This window comes from Pseudomonas sp. PvP025 (genome assembly GCF_017832155.1).
In the GTDB taxonomy this organism is placed as follows: Bacteria; Pseudomonadota; Gammaproteobacteria; order Pseudomonadales; family Pseudomonadaceae; genus Aquipseudomonas.
Genome location: NZ_JAFIBJ010000001.1, coordinates 1,076,303 through 1,091,090 on the forward strand (window position 1 = coordinate 1,076,303; position 14,788 = coordinate 1,091,090).

At 60.7% G+C, this 14,788-nt stretch carries 13 protein-coding genes and 1 tRNA gene; 9 read left to right on the forward strand and 5 right to left on the reverse strand.

Annotated features, from left to right (window positions below):
- Positions 1–26 precede the first annotated feature (26 nt).
- The 3 genes from JOE32_RS04325 to JOE32_RS04335 all read right to left on the reverse strand — a co-directional run bounded on the left by JOE32_RS04325 (position 27) and on the right by JOE32_RS04335 (position 3,032).
- Positions 27–464: a YqaA family protein gene (locus tag JOE32_RS04325; protein WP_209990326.1), complete on the reverse strand. Its 438-nt coding sequence runs from the start codon at positions 462–464 to the stop codon at positions 27–29.
- Between the two features lie 39 nt (positions 465–503).
- Entirely contained in the window at positions 504–953 is a 450-nt protein-coding gene (locus tag JOE32_RS04330; protein ID WP_209981766.1) for an SRPBCC family protein, read from the reverse strand.
- 84 nt (positions 954–1,037) lie between these two features.
- Positions 1,038–3,032 (reverse strand): methyl-accepting chemotaxis protein, encoded by a 1,995-nt coding sequence (locus tag JOE32_RS04335; RefSeq protein WP_209981768.1) that lies wholly within the window; start codon positions 3,030–3,032, stop codon positions 1,038–1,040.
- 212 nt (positions 3,033–3,244) lie between these two features.
- Between JOE32_RS04335 and JOE32_RS04340 the strand changes: the two genes are divergently transcribed.
- Positions 3,245–3,439: a hypothetical protein gene (locus JOE32_RS04340; protein WP_209981770.1), complete on the forward strand. Its 195-nt coding sequence runs from the start codon at positions 3,245–3,247 to the stop codon at positions 3,437–3,439.
- Between the two features lie 6 nt (positions 3,440–3,445).
- On the opposite strand, the gene JOE32_RS04345 is transcribed toward JOE32_RS04340, so the two are convergent.
- Positions 3,446–3,826 carry a fe2+ zn2+ uptake regulation protein gene (locus JOE32_RS04345; RefSeq protein WP_209981772.1) on the reverse strand — a complete coding sequence of 127 codons (381 nt, stop codon included), beginning with the start codon at positions 3,824–3,826 and terminating at the stop codon, positions 3,446–3,448.
- 237 nt (positions 3,827–4,063) lie between these two features.
- On the opposite strand from JOE32_RS04345, the gene JOE32_RS04350 reads away from it, so the two are divergent.
- Both JOE32_RS04350 and JOE32_RS04355 read left to right on the forward strand, forming a co-directional pair.
- The gene (locus JOE32_RS04350; RefSeq protein WP_307495625.1) at positions 4,064–6,343 is read left to right on the forward strand and encodes an acylase; all 2,280 of its coding nucleotides are present in this window, start codon (positions 4,064–4,066) and stop codon (positions 6,341–6,343) included.
- Positions 6,344–6,573: 230 nt separating this feature from the next.
- A tRNA-Cys gene (locus tag JOE32_RS04355) sits at positions 6,574–6,647 on the forward strand.
- A 133-nt stretch (positions 6,648–6,780) separates the two neighbouring features.
- Here JOE32_RS04355 and JOE32_RS04360 read toward each other — a convergent pair.
- Positions 6,781–8,094 carry an acyltransferase gene (locus tag JOE32_RS04360; protein ID WP_209981774.1) on the reverse strand — a complete coding sequence of 438 codons (1,314 nt, stop codon included), beginning with the start codon at positions 8,092–8,094 and terminating at the stop codon, positions 6,781–6,783.
- A gap of 291 nt (positions 8,095–8,385) precedes the next feature.
- On the opposite strand from JOE32_RS04360, the gene JOE32_RS04365 reads away from it, so the two are divergent.
- From JOE32_RS04365 to JOE32_RS04390, 6 genes are read left to right on the forward strand one after another with little or no spacing between them, the layout of a single operon-like run.
- Positions 8,386–9,918 carry a sugar ABC transporter ATP-binding protein gene (locus JOE32_RS04365; RefSeq protein WP_209981778.1) on the forward strand — a complete coding sequence of 511 codons (1,533 nt, stop codon included), beginning with the start codon at positions 8,386–8,388 and terminating at the stop codon, positions 9,916–9,918.
- Positions 9,911–10,891: a ribose ABC transporter permease gene (locus JOE32_RS04370; protein WP_209981782.1), complete on the forward strand. Its 981-nt coding sequence runs from the start codon at positions 9,911–9,913 to the stop codon at positions 10,889–10,891. The genes JOE32_RS04365 and JOE32_RS04370 overlap by 8 nt, the downstream gene beginning before the upstream one ends.
- Before the next feature lie 34 nt (positions 10,892–10,925).
- Positions 10,926–11,858 (forward strand): ABC transporter substrate-binding protein, encoded by a 933-nt coding sequence (locus JOE32_RS04375; RefSeq protein WP_209981784.1) that lies wholly within the window; start codon positions 10,926–10,928, stop codon positions 11,856–11,858.
- A 21-nt stretch (positions 11,859–11,879) separates the two neighbouring features.
- Positions 11,880–12,872, forward strand: a complete 993-nt coding sequence (locus JOE32_RS04380) for a LacI family DNA-binding transcriptional regulator (protein ID WP_209981786.1) — start codon at positions 11,880–11,882, stop codon at positions 12,870–12,872.
- Positions 12,873–12,888: 16 nt separating this feature from the next.
- Positions 12,889–14,349, forward strand: coding sequence for a xylulokinase (xylB, locus tag JOE32_RS04385; protein ID WP_209981787.1), 1,461 nt, complete (start codon positions 12,889–12,891; stop codon positions 14,347–14,349).
- Positions 14,350–14,382: 33 nt separating this feature from the next.
- Positions 14,383–14,763, forward strand: coding sequence for a hypothetical protein (locus tag JOE32_RS04390; protein ID WP_209981789.1), 381 nt, complete (start codon positions 14,383–14,385; stop codon positions 14,761–14,763).
- Positions 14,764–14,788 lie beyond the last annotated feature (25 nt).

The window sequence follows — 14,788 nt, forward strand, 5'->3', positions numbered from 1 at the left end:
GGTGTCCGGATGCTGTTTACAGCGGATTAAGCAGGAATTAATACCCAGTGCAGCGTCACGGCAGCGAGTACACCATACCGCAGGCTTTTGGCGAGGGTGACCAGCAGCAGGAATCGCCACAGCGGTTCGCGCATGACGCCGGCGACGAGGGTCAGTGGGTCGCCGATGATCGGCACCCAACTGAGCAACAGCGTCCAGTGCCCCCAGCGCTGATAACTGTTACGTGCTTTTTCCAACTGCCTGGCGTTGACCGGAAACCAGCGCCGGTCCTTGAAATGGTCCACCCAACGGCCGAGCAGCCAATTGACCACTGAACCCAGCACATTGCCCAGGGTGGCGATAACCAGCAGCCACCCCAGTGCGTAGTCACCGCTCAGCAGCAGCCCGACCAGCACGGCTTCCGATTGCAGCGGCAACAGCGTGGCGGCGCCAAAGGCCGCGAGGAACAGGCCGAGGTAGCCGATCAAGTGCGAGGATTCATCGTGGGTTTCACCGTGGAGGGGTCAGGCATTCTCCAGCCGTTGCTTGAGCCGGTCCAGCGCAAGCGCCGACAGCTCGACCATGCGCGCATGCAAGGTGGCCAGTTGCAACTCGGTTTCGTAGGTGAGCACACGCTTGAACAGCGTGCCGTCGCGATAGGGTTGCAGGAAGTAGTGGATGGAGCCGTCGACCGCTACCGAGGTGAATGCGGCCTTGAACTCGCCAGGGGGCTGGGCGATTTGCACGCGGTAGCTCAGGGGCACACGCACGCCGAGCAGGTCGATCATTTCGCCAAAGCGTGCGCCGGCGGCGAGGGAACCACGGGTGCCGGTGTCAGCGCTGAGGGAGGTAGGGTGCCATTCGTGCCAGTGATCCGGCTGGGTCACATAGTCGTAGACGGCGTCGATAGGGGCCTGGAGAAAGCGTTCCTGACTGATCCGCTCCAGACGGACCGAGCAATCGGCAGTGCGCATGGCACACCTCCTGTGTGGCGAAATCCTTGAGCTGTCAGAATAGTCCCACTCCCGCGCTGTGCACGGGAGTGTTTCATAAATTTATTACTGCACCTTGAAACGCCCCATCAGGCTGATCACTCGGCCATTGGCCTCCATCAGGCTCTGGGTATTGGTTTCGGTGGCATGGCCGCTCTCTACCAGCTCTTCGACCATCTGTCGGATCTGCACCATGCTGCGGTTAATCTCCTCGGTCACTGCGCTCTGCTGCTCGGCGGCCGTGGCGATCTGGGTGCTGAGGTTGTTGATGTGCGCCACCGAACCGGCCATCTCATCCAGCCCGGTATTCACCCGCGCCGTGGCGTCCGCCGCCGACTGGCAGCTGGCCTGGGTATTTTCCATCGCCGCCACCGACGAGCTCACGCCGCTGGTCAAGCGCGCGAGCATTTCATTGATCTGCGAGGTGCTGGCCTGGGTGCGTGCGGCCAGTGCCCGGACTTCGTCGGCCACCACCGCAAAGCCACGACCTTGCTCGCCCGCGCGCGCCGCTTCAATGGCCGCGTTGAGCGCGAGCAGGTTGGTCTGGCCGGCGATGGCGCCGATCACGCCGAGGGTTTCGGTGATGCGCGCCGCGTCCTGGCGCATGTTTTCCACGCTGTGGGTGGCGCTGGACACTTCGCCGATCAAGGCGCTGACGCTGGTGGATGCTTCGCCCACGACCACGCGGGAACGGTCGGCATGCTCGTTGGCGCGTTGGGTGAAGGCCGCGGTTTCGGCGGCGTTTTGCGCGACGGTGTCGGCGGTGGAGCTCATTTCGGTGATGGCGGTGACCGTCTGGTCGGTCTCGCTGGCATGGCGCACCAGGATCTGGTTGGTGTGGGCCGAGGTCCGCTGCAATTGCTCAAGGCCCGACGACATGGCGCCGGTGGCCTGGGTCACTTCGCCGATCATGTTTTGCAGGTAGACGATAAAACGGTTCACCGAGTGGCCGATGGCGCCCATTTCGTCTTCGGCGCGGATGGTGATGCGCCGCGTGAGATCGGCATCGCCAGCGGACAGCGCGTCGATGTTGGACGTCAGCGACTTCATGCGCTGCACCAGTTGGCGGATCGCGTAGGCGGCCAGCAGCACCAGCAGCAACACCATGGGGATTTGCAGCAGGGCCAGGCTGCCGAGCACGTCATCGCGTTGTGCGGTGATCAGCGAGGTGGGCAGGGCGGTCGCGAGGAACCACGGTGTGCCCTCGATCGGGCGCATATAGAAGGTGCTGGCCACGCCGCCGTTGTCGAACTCGCTGCGCTGCAGGCCTTGCTCTCGTTGGCTCAGGGCCTTGCTGACCTGGGTGGCAAACGCCGAGGTGCCGGTCAGTTCGCTGATGTTCTTCAACACCACCGGGCTGCTGAAACGGGTGCTGTTGCTGATGATCTTGCCGTCGCCTTCGACGATCAGCATCTGCCCGCCGATGTCTTTTTCCTTGGCGGCCACCAGGTCGTTGAAGAACCCCAGGGTCACGTCGATGGTGGACACGCCATAGGCGGCGCCATCACGCTGGATCGCCATGGCGCAGTTGGTACGCGGCTCCTGGCTGGCGTCGTCCTTGTAGGCAGCGGCCCAGGCGCATTGGCCGGGCGGGGAGGCGAGGCCGCCCTTGTACCAGCTTTGATCGTAATAGTTGGGTGCAGGGTCGCTGTTCCAGAAGGTATTGACCGCCAGCTTGCCCGACGCATCGCGGTGCCAGAACGTACTGAATTTGTTGCGCCCCGGCGCGCGCTGGTTGGGCAACGGCCAGATGCCGCCGCCAAACACCTTCAGCTCGCCGTACTGGTCCACCAGGCCGGGCAGAACCTTGTCGATGGCATCGCTGTCGAGCAGCGGAATGGTCTGGGTAATGCTGCGTTGCTGGGCCTGGACCTTGTTCAGTTCGCCCTGGATACGTTCGGCCACTTGCGCGACACGGTTGAGCACCACCTGTTCTTCGGTATGGCGCAACGTGGGTGCGACCAACTGGCCGATACCGACCACCGTCAACACGATCAACACCAGAACGAACAGCAGCAGAAACAGGGTATAGCGGGCTTGGATGGAGCGCAGTGGGGGCATGGGGTCGTCCTTACGAAGCGTTTATTGTTGACGCGGCTTTTTTGGAGCTTCGTAGGGGTATCGGCTTGGGCTGTAGGAGCTTTAGGTACGATGGTGCAAGAAAATTCGTACGCCCCATAGCCCCTCAGCGTGTCAGTCAGACAAGCCAAAGTTTTTCAGCGCCTGTAATATCAGGCCCCGGTGCAACATTCTTAACGTTTCAGGAACCTGTCATGACCCAAAAGCAACGCTTGAAGTACTCGATTCTGATCTCCCTGGTGGTACTGGGCTCGATGTTCGGCCTGTCCTACCTGCAGAACACGGGCGTGATCAGCGAAAAAACCTTTCAGTACCTCGCCATTGCCATCGCGGTGGTCGTGGTGGTGATCAACGGCATCATGCGTCGCAAGGTCAAGCCCAACTTCTGAGTGGAGTCAGGCGCGGCCTTCGAGCACTTTGGCGGCCTCTTCGTGGAGGCTGTAGCTCTTGTCGGCATTGAGGGTGATCACGCCCTCGCTGCACAGGCGCTTGAGCACCTCGCGCACGCTGAGAAACGACAGCGGGATGCCCAGCTCCAGCAGGTGGCCGTGCACCCCGCGCACGCCCAGGGTGCGCTGGTTGTCGGCGGCGGTGAGCAGGGCGTCGATGACCTTCAGCCGAATCAGGCTGGTACGCAGGCCAAAACATTTGAGCAAATGGCGAATACGCTGGTTGCCTTGCTGTTCGGGTGTCTTGCCGAACGCTTGGGTGCCGCTGCCGAACTTGGCATCGGTGGCCGATGAATGTCCATCCGTGGTCACTGGCGGGTTGTACATGCAAAAACTCCTTATCAGAGCCTGATCAGGAAAATGATGGCGCTCTTAGGTAATAAGACGAACGAGCGAGCAAAATCATGAAGTGGCGAATGTAGAAATTTTGTCGGTATCGGTTTTGTCACAAGGCAAACACACGGAATAAAGCGCTCCGGCGGCTAAATTGTGCACGGTCTTTTGCGTTCTTACGGTGGGGTGGTTACCCCCGGTGAGGGTGTTCAATTTGACTGTGGAGTCTGCGTGATTATTACCAACGGGTTGTCCAGGGTGTGCATGGCGGGGCTGTTGCTGGGGGTGAGCCTGACCGCATCGGCACGGGAGCAGGTGACGCAGGCGTCGGCCGATATCCGCCGCACCACCTACGGCGTGCCGCACATACGCGCCACTGACGAGCGCGGCCTGGGCTTCGGTATCGGTTACGCCTACGCCCAGGACAATCTGTGCCTGCTGGCCAATGAAGTGGTCACGGTCAATGGTCAGCGCGCAAGGTTCTTCGGTCCCGATCAGACGACCCTGGAAGAGCGCAACAACCTCGCCAGCGATGTGTTCTTCACCTGGCTGAACACGCCGGAGACCGTCGCGGCGTTCTGGAAAGCCCAGAGCCCGGAGATCAGACAGCGTATTGAAGGCTACGTGGCCGGCTATAACCGTTATCTGCAAGAGCAGGGCGCGCCGGCGCAATGCCAGGGTGCCTGGGTGCGCCCGCTGGTAGCCGACGACCTGGTGAAGTTGACCCGCAGGCTGCTGGTGGAAGGCGGCGTTGGTCAATTCGCCGAAGCGCTGGTGGGTGCGACGCCACCCCAGGCCACCGCATCCGTACAGCCCGACGCCAAGGCGTTTGCAACGGCAGCGGCCAATCAGCAGCGTTTCAGTCTGGACCGCGGCAGTAATGCCGTCGCCGTGGGCCGTGATCGCTCATTCAACGGCCGTGGCATGCTGCTGGCCAACCCGCATTTTCCGTGGGTGGGCGGCATGCGTTTCTATGAGATGCACCTGACCATCCCCGGCCAGTTGGACGTAATGGGCGCCGCACTGCCGGGCCTGCCGGTGGTGAATATAGGTTTCAACCAGCACGTGGCGTGGACGCACACGGTGGACACGTCCAAACATTTCACCCTGTACCGGCTGACGCTCGACCCCAAGGACGCTACGCGCTACCTGTTGGACGGCAAATCCGTGGCCCTGAAGAAAACGTCGGTCACCGTGCAGGTCAAGCAGCCGGACGGCAGCCTCAAGGCGGTGAGCCACACCGTTTACAGCTCGCCGTTCGGCCCGGTGGTGCAGTGGCCCGGCAAACTCGATTGGGACGCCAGGTACGCCTTCAGCCTGCGCGACGCCAACCTGGATAACGACCGCGTGCTGCAACAGTGGTACGCGATGAACCGCGCCGACAGCCTCAAATCCCTGCAAACCTCGGTGCACAACCTGCAAGGCATTCCGTGGGTGAACACGGTCGCCGCCGATGACCAGGGCCAGAGCCTGTACATGAATCTGTCGGTGGTGCCCAACGTCAGCGCCGCCAAACTGGCGCAATGCAGCGACCCCCGCGCCGGCCTGCAAATGATCGTACTCGACGGCGCCCACAGCGCCTGCGCCTGGGACATCGACCCGCGCGCGGCGCAGGCGGGCATTCTCCCGGCAGAGCAGTTGCCACAGTTGCAACGCACCGACTACGTGCAGCATTCCAATGATTCCGCGTGGATGGTCAACCCCAAGGCGCCATTGAGCGGCTTCTCCCCGGTGATCAGTCAGGACTCCATCGGCCTCGGCCCACGTGCGCGCTTCGCCCTCCAGCGCCTGCATGCCCTGGACAAACAACCGATCAGCGTCACCGACCTGCAAGGCCTGGTGATGGACAACGAGGTGTACCTGGCCGGCCAGGTCATGCCCGACCTGCTGGCGTTCTGCGCCAAACAGCTGGTCGGCGACGCCGACGCACTGCAACCGCTGTGCAGCAGCCTCAAGGCCTGGGACCAACGCGCCAACCTCGACAGCGGCGTGGGCCTGCTGCACTTCATCAACCTGATGGAACACCTGCAGCAAACCCCCGACGCCTGGCGCGTCGCCTTCGACCCCGCCAACCCCCTCACCACCCCGCGCGGCCTCGCCATCGACCGCGCGCCGGTGGCCAACGCCCTGCGCGAAGCCATGCTGGCCTCGACCGCAGCCGTCGGCAAACTCGGCGTGAGCCGTTGGGGCGACGTCCAGGTCTCCGGCCAAACCCCGATGCACGGCGGCCCGCAGGAACTCGGCATCTACAACGCCATGCAAACCGTACCCCGCGCCGACGGCAAGCGCGAAGTCGTCAGCGGCACCAGCTACCTGCAAATCGTCACCTTCGACGACAAAGGCCCGCAGGCACTCGGCGTGCTCGCGTTCTCCGAATCGAGCAACCCCGACTCGAAATATTCAAACGACCAGACCCAGGCATTCGCCGAGAAAAAGCTGCGCCCACTGCCGTTCACCGACGCCCAGATCCACGCCGACCCGCACTACCAGACCCAGCACATAAAGGAGTAGGGCAGGCGCGCAACCCCTTGATGCGGTGCGAAATATTTTCCAAATCAAGGGGTTGCAGGCATGGGTAAATCGGTACATAATGGCGCCCATCGAACGCAACGAGGCGTTAAAAACCTCAATGTATTCAATAGGTTATAGTGAGTTATAGTTGTTCGAGTAGAGGCAGGCCCTTATAGCCCACTCAAGTTTTTATGCGGTGAATGTCGGTGGTAAAGATATTCATCGTTTGAGGCCGAGTAGCAAAATGGTTATGCAGCGGATTGCAAATCCGCCTACGCCGGTTCGATTCCGACCTCGGCCTCCACTCTTGAAAACCCCGTAGATTAACGTCTACGGGGTTTTTTATTGGCTGGAAATTGACCCGAAACCCCTGCGCCTTGCGCGTGGAGCTAAAAAGCGGCGCCTGGTTAGAGTGCGCCGCCAAAGATTTGGTCCACCTATCCGCGAGCTTGCGAATCCAGCGGGATCGACTGAAAAGCCCCCTCCATACCTTTTTGAGCGGCGCCCAGCCACTGCTCAACTTGTTTGAGTTCCAGGTTGAATGTTTCACAAGCCTGTTTGACCGTTATCTTCTGACTCAGGATCTCGATCACAAGTGCCACCTTGTGCTGGGTCGTCCATTCCCTTGAATCGGCAGGAAGGCTTGGACCCGAGGGGGCGCTGAGGCGGCGGATAATCCGGCCACCATGGCGGGAAATCGGCGCTTCGAAGAATCGGTACATGAACATTGCTACCGCAATGGAAATAGCGATCCAGCCAAATCGCCACAATTCTGCGGTCCAGGCCGGCAGCTGCAGATAGGCTTGGGTGGCTTTAGAACCCACTATGGTGAAAATCCCCCAGTGGAACAGGTAGAGGCTGAATGAGCAGTTACCCGCGCTGTTCAGCATGGACACCGGGATTGCAATGGCTTTGTTTGTGCTGTGCAACCAGCCGCGCTGTTCAGTATTCAATAAAGCAACTATCAGGAGACTGGATGCCAGCGCGACCCCGACAACAATAAAGTACAACTCACCCGAGCCCAATGCCGCTGATGGCGCATTGATGATTCCTGCAACCGTGGCAATGGAAAGAGTGAAACCTGCCGCTGGATGAATCCATGCCAACTGTCGTTGATACAGGTAGAGCGCGATCCCTGTCGCAAATAGCAGTTGAAACGGCGAAAACAAGTGGTGCCCCAGTGCGCTGACGAGCCAGGGATGACTTGGAGAAATGGAATACAGGACAGCGCCGATACCGAACAGCAGCAGAAGGGTGAGCATCAACATTCTGTGGCTGTAGCGAATCAGCACCAAGGCTGAGACGAAGTAGAATAAAATTTCGAATATCAGCGTCCAACCTACTGAATTTATAGGCTTTATCGTGCTGGGTAATAACAGTAGCGAGTTGATATAGGACGTTGTATTAAATGGAGTTCCGTATGAAAAAGAGACGTTGAATATATACACGCCAATTAATGCGAAAACAAAGGAAAGCCACCATATCGGATAGATCCTGATGATGCGCTTGCCTAGAAAAGGAAAGAGCTTGAATTTCTCTCCCGACGTGACGTGCGTAATAATAAAACCGCTGACTACAAAGAATAGATAAATCGCCCAATGCCCACGGGTATAGACGAAGGGTATATCAACTTTGTACCCGTCCGGCATCATGTCTATTGCGATATGAGAGTGAAACAAAACAACGAGTAGGGCGGCGATGCCGCGCACCATTTGAATGGAAATATACTGACTTTTTTTCTGTGCGATCATTTCGCTATTTTCGTCCTGTGGTATCCAGGCTGGAATCGTTCCAGGGCCCGCCTTGCGTAGCCCGGCAGTGTATAGAGGTCTGACAACCGCAGCCATCCAAACAGCCGAGATCGACCGAATGCAGATCCAGCAGCCAGCACTGCATTCAACAGATCAAAAACAAGCCAAACCTCGTTGGTGAATCGTTTAACCCCCCGACAAAATGCACACGCAAGCGCTTGCGTAAGCAAATGTATCTGACTACAGTCGGCCTCACTCGATTACAAAAATAATAAATCCAGGAGCTCATCAATGAGCCTTGAACCCTTGCTTGAGATGCAGGGCATCAGCAAAACCTTCAACGGTTTGCGCGTGCTCAACAGTGTCGGCCTGAAGGTCTTCCCCGGCGAAATCCACGCCTTGATGGGGGAGAATGGTGCCGGCAAATCCACCTTGATGAAGATCCTTTCCGGCGCTTACCAGGCCGATCCCGGCGGCGAAATCCGCATCGACGGCCAGCCCGTTCCCACCTTTACCCCCGCGACCGCCAAAGCCCTCGGCATTGCCGTGATCTACCAGGAACTGAGCCTGTGCCCGAACCTGAGCGTGGCCGAGAACATTTACCTGGGCCGTGAACTGCGCCGGGGCTGGACCATCGACCGCAAGGGCATGCAGGCCGGCTGCGTCGAAGTGCTGCAGCGTCTGGGTGCCGAGTTCACGCCAGCCACGCCGGTCAGCAGCCTGTCGATTGCCGAGCGCCAGTTGGTGGAGATCGCCCGTGCGCTGCATGCCCACGCCAGGATCCTGGTGATGGACGAGCCGACCACGCCGTTATCGTCCCGCGAGACCGACCGCCTGTTTGCGTTGATCAAGCAACTGCGCAGCCAGGGCCTGGCGATCATCTATATCAGCCATCGCATGGCCGAGATCTACGAGCTGTCGGACCGCGTTTCGGTGCTGCGTGACGGCCAGTACATCGGCGAGCTGACCCGCGATGCGCTGTCGGCCGAGGTGCTGGTGAAGATGATGGTGGGCCGCGATTTGTCCGGCTTTTACAAGAAGGAACACGCCGCCTACAACCCCGGCAACGTGGTGATGCGCGTGAGTGACATGGCCGATGGCAAGCGTGTGCGCCATTGCAGTTTCGACCTGCACGCCGGTGAAGTGCTGGGCATCGCCGGGCTGGTGGGGGCAGGGCGCACCGAGCTGGCGCGGTTGATCTTTGCCGCCGACCCGCGCACCAGCGGCACCCTGGAAGTGGTGGGCAAAACCGTCACCCAACTGCGCAACCCGGCCGATGCGATTCGCGCAGGCGTGGTCTACCTCACCGAGGACCGCAAGGCCCAGGGCCTGTTCCTCGACATGAGCGTGGCCGACAACATCAACGTGTGCGCCTGCGTGCCGGATGCCCACGCCGGCGGCGTGCTCGACCGTACGCACGCCGCGCAACGCTCGAATGACGCGATCAAGTCGCTGTCGATTCGCGTGGCGTCGTGCAAGGTCAGCGTGGGCTCGCTGTCCGGCGGCAACCAGCAAAAGGTGCTGCTGGCACGGCTGCTGGAAGTCAAGCCCCATGTGCTGATCCTCGACGAGCCCACCCGTGGCGTCGATATCGGCTCCAAGTCCGAGATCTACCGCATCATCAATCAACTGGCCCAGGCCGGCGTTGGCATCGTGGTCATTTCCAGCGAACTGCCGGAAATCATCGGCACCTGCGACCGCGTGCTGATCATGCGCGAAGGCCAGTTGGTGGCCGAAGTCGGCGGGGCCTCCGGCCACGCCATCTCCCAGGAACGTATTATTGACCTCGCCACCGGTGGCGATCAGGTGGTGGCGCATGGCTGAAGTGAATGGAGCGACAACGACAGGCAAGGCAGAACGGGTTCGCGAGCTGATGCGCACCGTCGGCATGTTGCCGGTGCTGGTCCTGCTGCTGGTGGGCTTTGCCCTGGCCAGCGAAAATTTTCTGACCCTGCAGAACCTCTCGATCGTCACCCAGCAGGCTTCGGTCAACGTGGTGCTGGCGGCGGGCATGACCTTTGTGATCCTCACGGCGGGCATTGACCTGTCGGTGGGCGCGATCCTCGCAGCGTCCGCCGTGGTGGCGTTGCAGGCCTCGATGTCGCCGCAGTTCGGCATGTTTGGTATCGCTGCAGGCGTAGGCTTTGGCCTGTTGCTGGGCCTGGTCAACGGTGGGTTGATCGCCTTCATGCGCCTGCCGCCGTTTATCGTCACCCTCGGCGCGCTCACCGCCATGCGTGGCCTGGCGCGCCTGCTGGCAGATGACAAGACGGTGTTCAACCCCGACCTGCCGTTCGCCTTTATTGGCAACGATTCGATCCTCGGCGTGCCCTGGCTGGTGGTGATCGCCGTCGCGGTGGTCGCGCTGTCGTGGTTCATCCTGCGCCGTACGGTGATGGGCGTGCAGATCTATTCGGTGGGCGGCAACCCGGAAGCGGCGCGGCTGTCGGGGATCAAGGTGTGGAAGGTGCTGCTGTTCGTCTACGCCATGTCCGGCGCGCTGGCCGGCCTCGGCGCGGTGATGAGCGCCTCGCGCCTGTTTGCCGCCAACGGCCTGCAACTGGGGCAATCCTATGAACTGGACGCGATTGCCGCGGTGATCCTCGGCGGCACCAGTTTTACCGGCGGCGTCGGCACCATCGGCGGCACCCTGATCGGCGCGCTGATCATCGCTGTGTTGACCAACGGTTTGGTATTGCTGGGCGTCTCGGACATCTGGCAGTACATCATCAAGGGCATCGTGATCATCGGCGCGGTCGCGCTGGACCGTTATCGCCAATCCGGTGCGCGCACCTGAGTTTCCTCACACAACAATCACAAGAGAGACCCGCATGAACCTCAAACGCCTGTTTCCCGTAATGGCCCTGGCTGCCCTGATGTCCCAAGCCGTCGAAGCCCGTGAGCTCAAAGCACTCGGCATCAGCATGGGCTCGCTGGGCAACCCGTATTTCGTGACCCTGGCCGATGGCGCCACCGCGCGGGCCAAGGAGCTCAACCCCAACGTCAAGGTCACCTCGGTGTCGGCTGACTATGACCTGAGCAAGCAGTTTTCGCAGATCGACAATTTCATTTCGTCCAAGGTCGACCTGATCCTGATCAACGCCGTCGACCCGTCCGCCATGGCCTCGGCGATCAAGAAAGCGCGTGACGCCGGGATCGTCGTGGTGGCGGTGGACGTGGACGCCAAGGGCGTGAACGCCACGGTACAGACCGACAACGTCGAAGCCGGCAGGCTAGCCTGCCAGTTCCTGGTGGACAAGCTTGGCGGCAAGGGCAACGTGATCATCCAGAACGGCCCGCAGGTCACCGCCGTGACCGACCGCGTCAAAGGCTGCAAAGCCGCGCTGGCCGGCGCGCCGGACATGAAAGTGCTGTCCGACGACCAGGACGGCAAGGGCTCGCGTGAAGGCGGGTTGAACGTGATGCAGGGCTACCTCACGCGCTTCCCGAAAATCGACGGCCTGTTCGCGATCAATGACCCGCAAGCCATCGGCAGTGACCTGGCGGCCAAACAGCTCAAGCGCAGCGGCATCATCATCACCTCGGTGGACGGCGCGCCGGATATCGAGAACGCCCTGAAAACCGACACCCAGATCCAGGCGTCCGCCAGCCAGGACCCGTGGGCCATGGCGCAAACCGCTGTGAACGTGGGCAATGACCTGCTCAACGACAAGGCCCCGGCCGAAGCGGTCACCCAGCTCACGCCCAAGCTGATCACCCGTGACAATGTCGGCAGCTACAGCGGCTGGTCGAGCAAACGTTGATTGGTTGAGGGGAACCGCGCCGTGGTCACCATGGATGACGTCGCAAGCAGGGCGGGCGTGTCGACCTCGACGGTGTCCCATGTGCTCAACGGCACCCGCAAGGTCAGCCCGGCCACGGTGCTGGCGGTGCAGCAGGCAATCCAGGCGTTGGGGTACATCCCCAACACCCTGGCGCGCTCGCTCGCGCGGTCGAGCACCAGCACCATCGGCGTGGCGATTTCGGCGCTGTCCAACCATTACTTCAGCGAAACGGTGCACGCGATTGAAACTGAGTGCGCCAAGCATGGCTTCATGATGCTGTTCGTCGACACCCACGATGACCCGGAGCAGGAGCTGCGGGTGATCACGGCGCTGCACCATCGGCGGGTCGACGGCATTGTGCTGGCGCCGTCGAACGGCTCGATGGCCTTGGAATACCTGCACGCCAACCGGATTCCGGCGGTGCTGGTGGACCGCATGATGAGCGGGCAGTTTGACCAGATCGGCGTGGAGAACACCCAGGCCACCCAAGGGCTGATTGCCCATCTGATCGAACACGGCCATCGTCGCATCGGCTTCATCGCCGGGCGTCCGGGCTTCAGCACCACCGATGAACGTGTCGAAGGCTACAAGGCGGCGTTACAGGCGGCGGGGTTGCCGTTCGATCCGCAACTGCTGGTCAACGGCGGCTCGAACACCGAGCCGGCGCGACTGGCGACCGTGCAACTGTTGGCCCTGGATTCACCGCCCACGGCCATCATGGCCGGCAATAACCTGATGACCCTGGGCGCCATGCATGCCCTGCGTGACGCCGGGCTGCAAGTGCCGACGCAGATGGCGCTGGTGGGGTTCGATGATTTTGACTGGGCGGATTTTTTCGTGCCGCGCCTGACGTTGATCGCCCAGCCGGTGCAGGCGCTGGGCACGCGCGCGGTCAACCTGTTGCTGCAACGCATGGCCACGCCTGGCGCGCCGACGCAAAGCGTACGCCTGACGCCGAGCCTGCAGGTGCGCAATTCATGTGGCTGTCATTGATTGGAATCACGTGCGTATGAGCAGTCCTGTTTCTCTCGGTATTGACCTGGGTACATCGGAACTCAAAGCCATCCTCATGGATGCATTGGGCAACGTGCTGGCTCAAACAGGCGTGCGCTTGAGCGTGTCGCGCCGTCATAGCGGCTGGTCCGAGCAGTCTCCGCAAGACTGGTGGCAGGCCTGCTTGCAGGCGCTGGGCAGCTTGCGCACCCATGAGGCCTTCGGCCGCGTGGCCTGTATCGGCCTGTCGGGGCAGATGCACGGTGCGGTATTGCTGGGGGACGATAACCGCGTGTTGTACCCGGCGATCCTGTGGGACGACTCCCGCGCGGTGGCCGAGGCCGAGCAACTGGGCGCTGGCTTTGCCGACATCACCGGCAGCCTGCCGATGGCCGGGCTTACCGCGCCCAAACTGCTGTGGCTGCAACGGCACGAACCCGAGGTGTTCCAGGCGATTGATTGCGTGCTGTCACCCAAGGATTACCTGCGCCTGCGCCTGACAGGCGAGCGCATCAGCGATATGTCGGATGCGGCAGGCACGCTGTGGCTGGACGTCGCGCAACGCCAATGGTTTGCGCCGATGCTTCACGCCACTGGTCTGACGCTGGCACACATGCCCCGGCTAGTGGAAGGCGGCGCAGCCAGTGGTGTACTGAATGCCAGGGGGTTGGGCCTGCCGCCCAGCGTGGTGATTGCCGGGGGCGGCGGCGATAACCCGGTGGCGGCGGTTGGCATCGGTGCGGTCAATGCCGGTGACGGCTTTATTACCTTGGGCACCAGCGCGGCCATCGTCGCCATCACCGACCACGCCGCCGGCAACCCGGCCAGTGCCGTGCACAGCTTCTGCCACGCTTTACCCAACCGCTGGTACACCATGGGCGCGATGCTTGCCGGTGCCAGCTGCCTGCGCTGGGTGACACGCCTGACCGGTACCGCGGATGAGCAAACACTGTTGGACCTGGTGCAGGCGCAGTTGCCTATCACCGAGAGCGTGCCGCTGAGCACCCCGCTGTTTTTGCCTTACCTGGCGGGTGAACGTACGCCCCACAACGACCCGTTGCTGCGTGGCGGTTTCATGGGCCTGGGCCATGACTGCACACCGGCGATGCTGGGGTATGCGGTGATGGAAGGGGTCGGTTTCGGCCTGCTGGACGCGTTGCATGCAGTGCAGTCGAGTGGTGCGGATGCCAGCGCATTTGCGTTGGTAGGCGGCGGGGCGCGTAGTGAATACTGGGCGCAGTTATTGGCCAATATTCTAGAACGGGAGATCTACACCTTACACGGCAGTGAACTGAGCGCGTGTATTGGCGCGGCGAAACTGGGGTTTATGGCGAAAGGGCAGAACGCAGAGTTGTTGCAGGTGGGAATGCCTGTAAAAACACGATACTTTCCCGATGTGGCTCAACGTTCACTCCTGCAAATCCGTTATCGACAGTTTCGGGGGCTCTTGGCCGCTGCCAAAAAATTATCTGCCTGAATGGTTTTTATAGGCTTGATACAATGATATCTCATGGCTATCATTCTCGATGTGTTGGCATTTGGATTAGGGAAAGTCATGGGATATTTTATAACGGTCACCTTTGATTTGAAGGCTGTAGGTACGTCACCCAATGGAACAAATGTTTATAAGAAGATTTCTAGGGATCTAGACGACCTTGAATACTCAAAGGTCGTTTCCGGGAAGAAGAAAAAAACTCTTAAATTGCCTTCAAATATTTATGTTGTAGAGTTTGAAGATAAATTCAAAGATCGCACGAAAGTTATTGAATTTGTCGAGTCAGAGCTGAAAAAAATCTTTAAGCGTCACACCGTTGCAGGGAAGTACTTTATTTTCGCGGGGAAAGACTGGGCGTGGAAAACAGGGAAGTTCAGTCGCAGAACTGCAAAATGATGATCACCTCTCTCAGGTTGTCGGG

Excerpts from the sequence above, each read along its gene's own strand:
- xylB (WP_209981787.1), top strand. The coding sequence starts at position 12,889 with ATGAGCAGTCCTGTTTCTCTCGGTATTGACCTGGGTACATCGGAACTC.
- JOE32_RS04360 (WP_209981774.1), bottom strand. The coding sequence starts at position 8,094 with ATGATCGCACAGAAAAAAAGTCAGTATATTTCCATTCAAATGGTGCGC.
- JOE32_RS04345 (WP_209981772.1), bottom strand. The coding sequence starts at position 3,826 with ATGTACAACCCGCCAGTGACCACGGATGGACATTCATCGGCCACCGAT.
- JOE32_RS04335 (WP_209981768.1), bottom strand. The coding sequence starts at position 3,032 with ATGCCCCCACTGCGCTCCATCCAAGCCCGCTATACCCTGTTTCTGCTG.
- JOE32_RS04340 (WP_209981770.1), top strand. The coding sequence starts at position 3,245 with ATGACCCAAAAGCAACGCTTGAAGTACTCGATTCTGATCTCCCTGGTG.
- JOE32_RS04375 (WP_209981784.1), top strand. The coding sequence starts at position 10,926 with ATGAACCTCAAACGCCTGTTTCCCGTAATGGCCCTGGCTGCCCTGATG.
- JOE32_RS04330 (WP_209981766.1), bottom strand. The coding sequence starts at position 953 with ATGCGCACTGCCGATTGCTCGGTCCGTCTGGAGCGGATCAGTCAGGAA.
- JOE32_RS04365 (WP_209981778.1), top strand. The coding sequence starts at position 8,386 with ATGAGCCTTGAACCCTTGCTTGAGATGCAGGGCATCAGCAAAACCTTC.
- JOE32_RS04390 (WP_209981789.1), top strand. The coding sequence starts at position 14,383 with ATGGCTATCATTCTCGATGTGTTGGCATTTGGATTAGGGAAAGTCATG.
- JOE32_RS04370 (WP_209981782.1), top strand. The coding sequence starts at position 9,911 with ATGGCTGAAGTGAATGGAGCGACAACGACAGGCAAGGCAGAACGGGTT.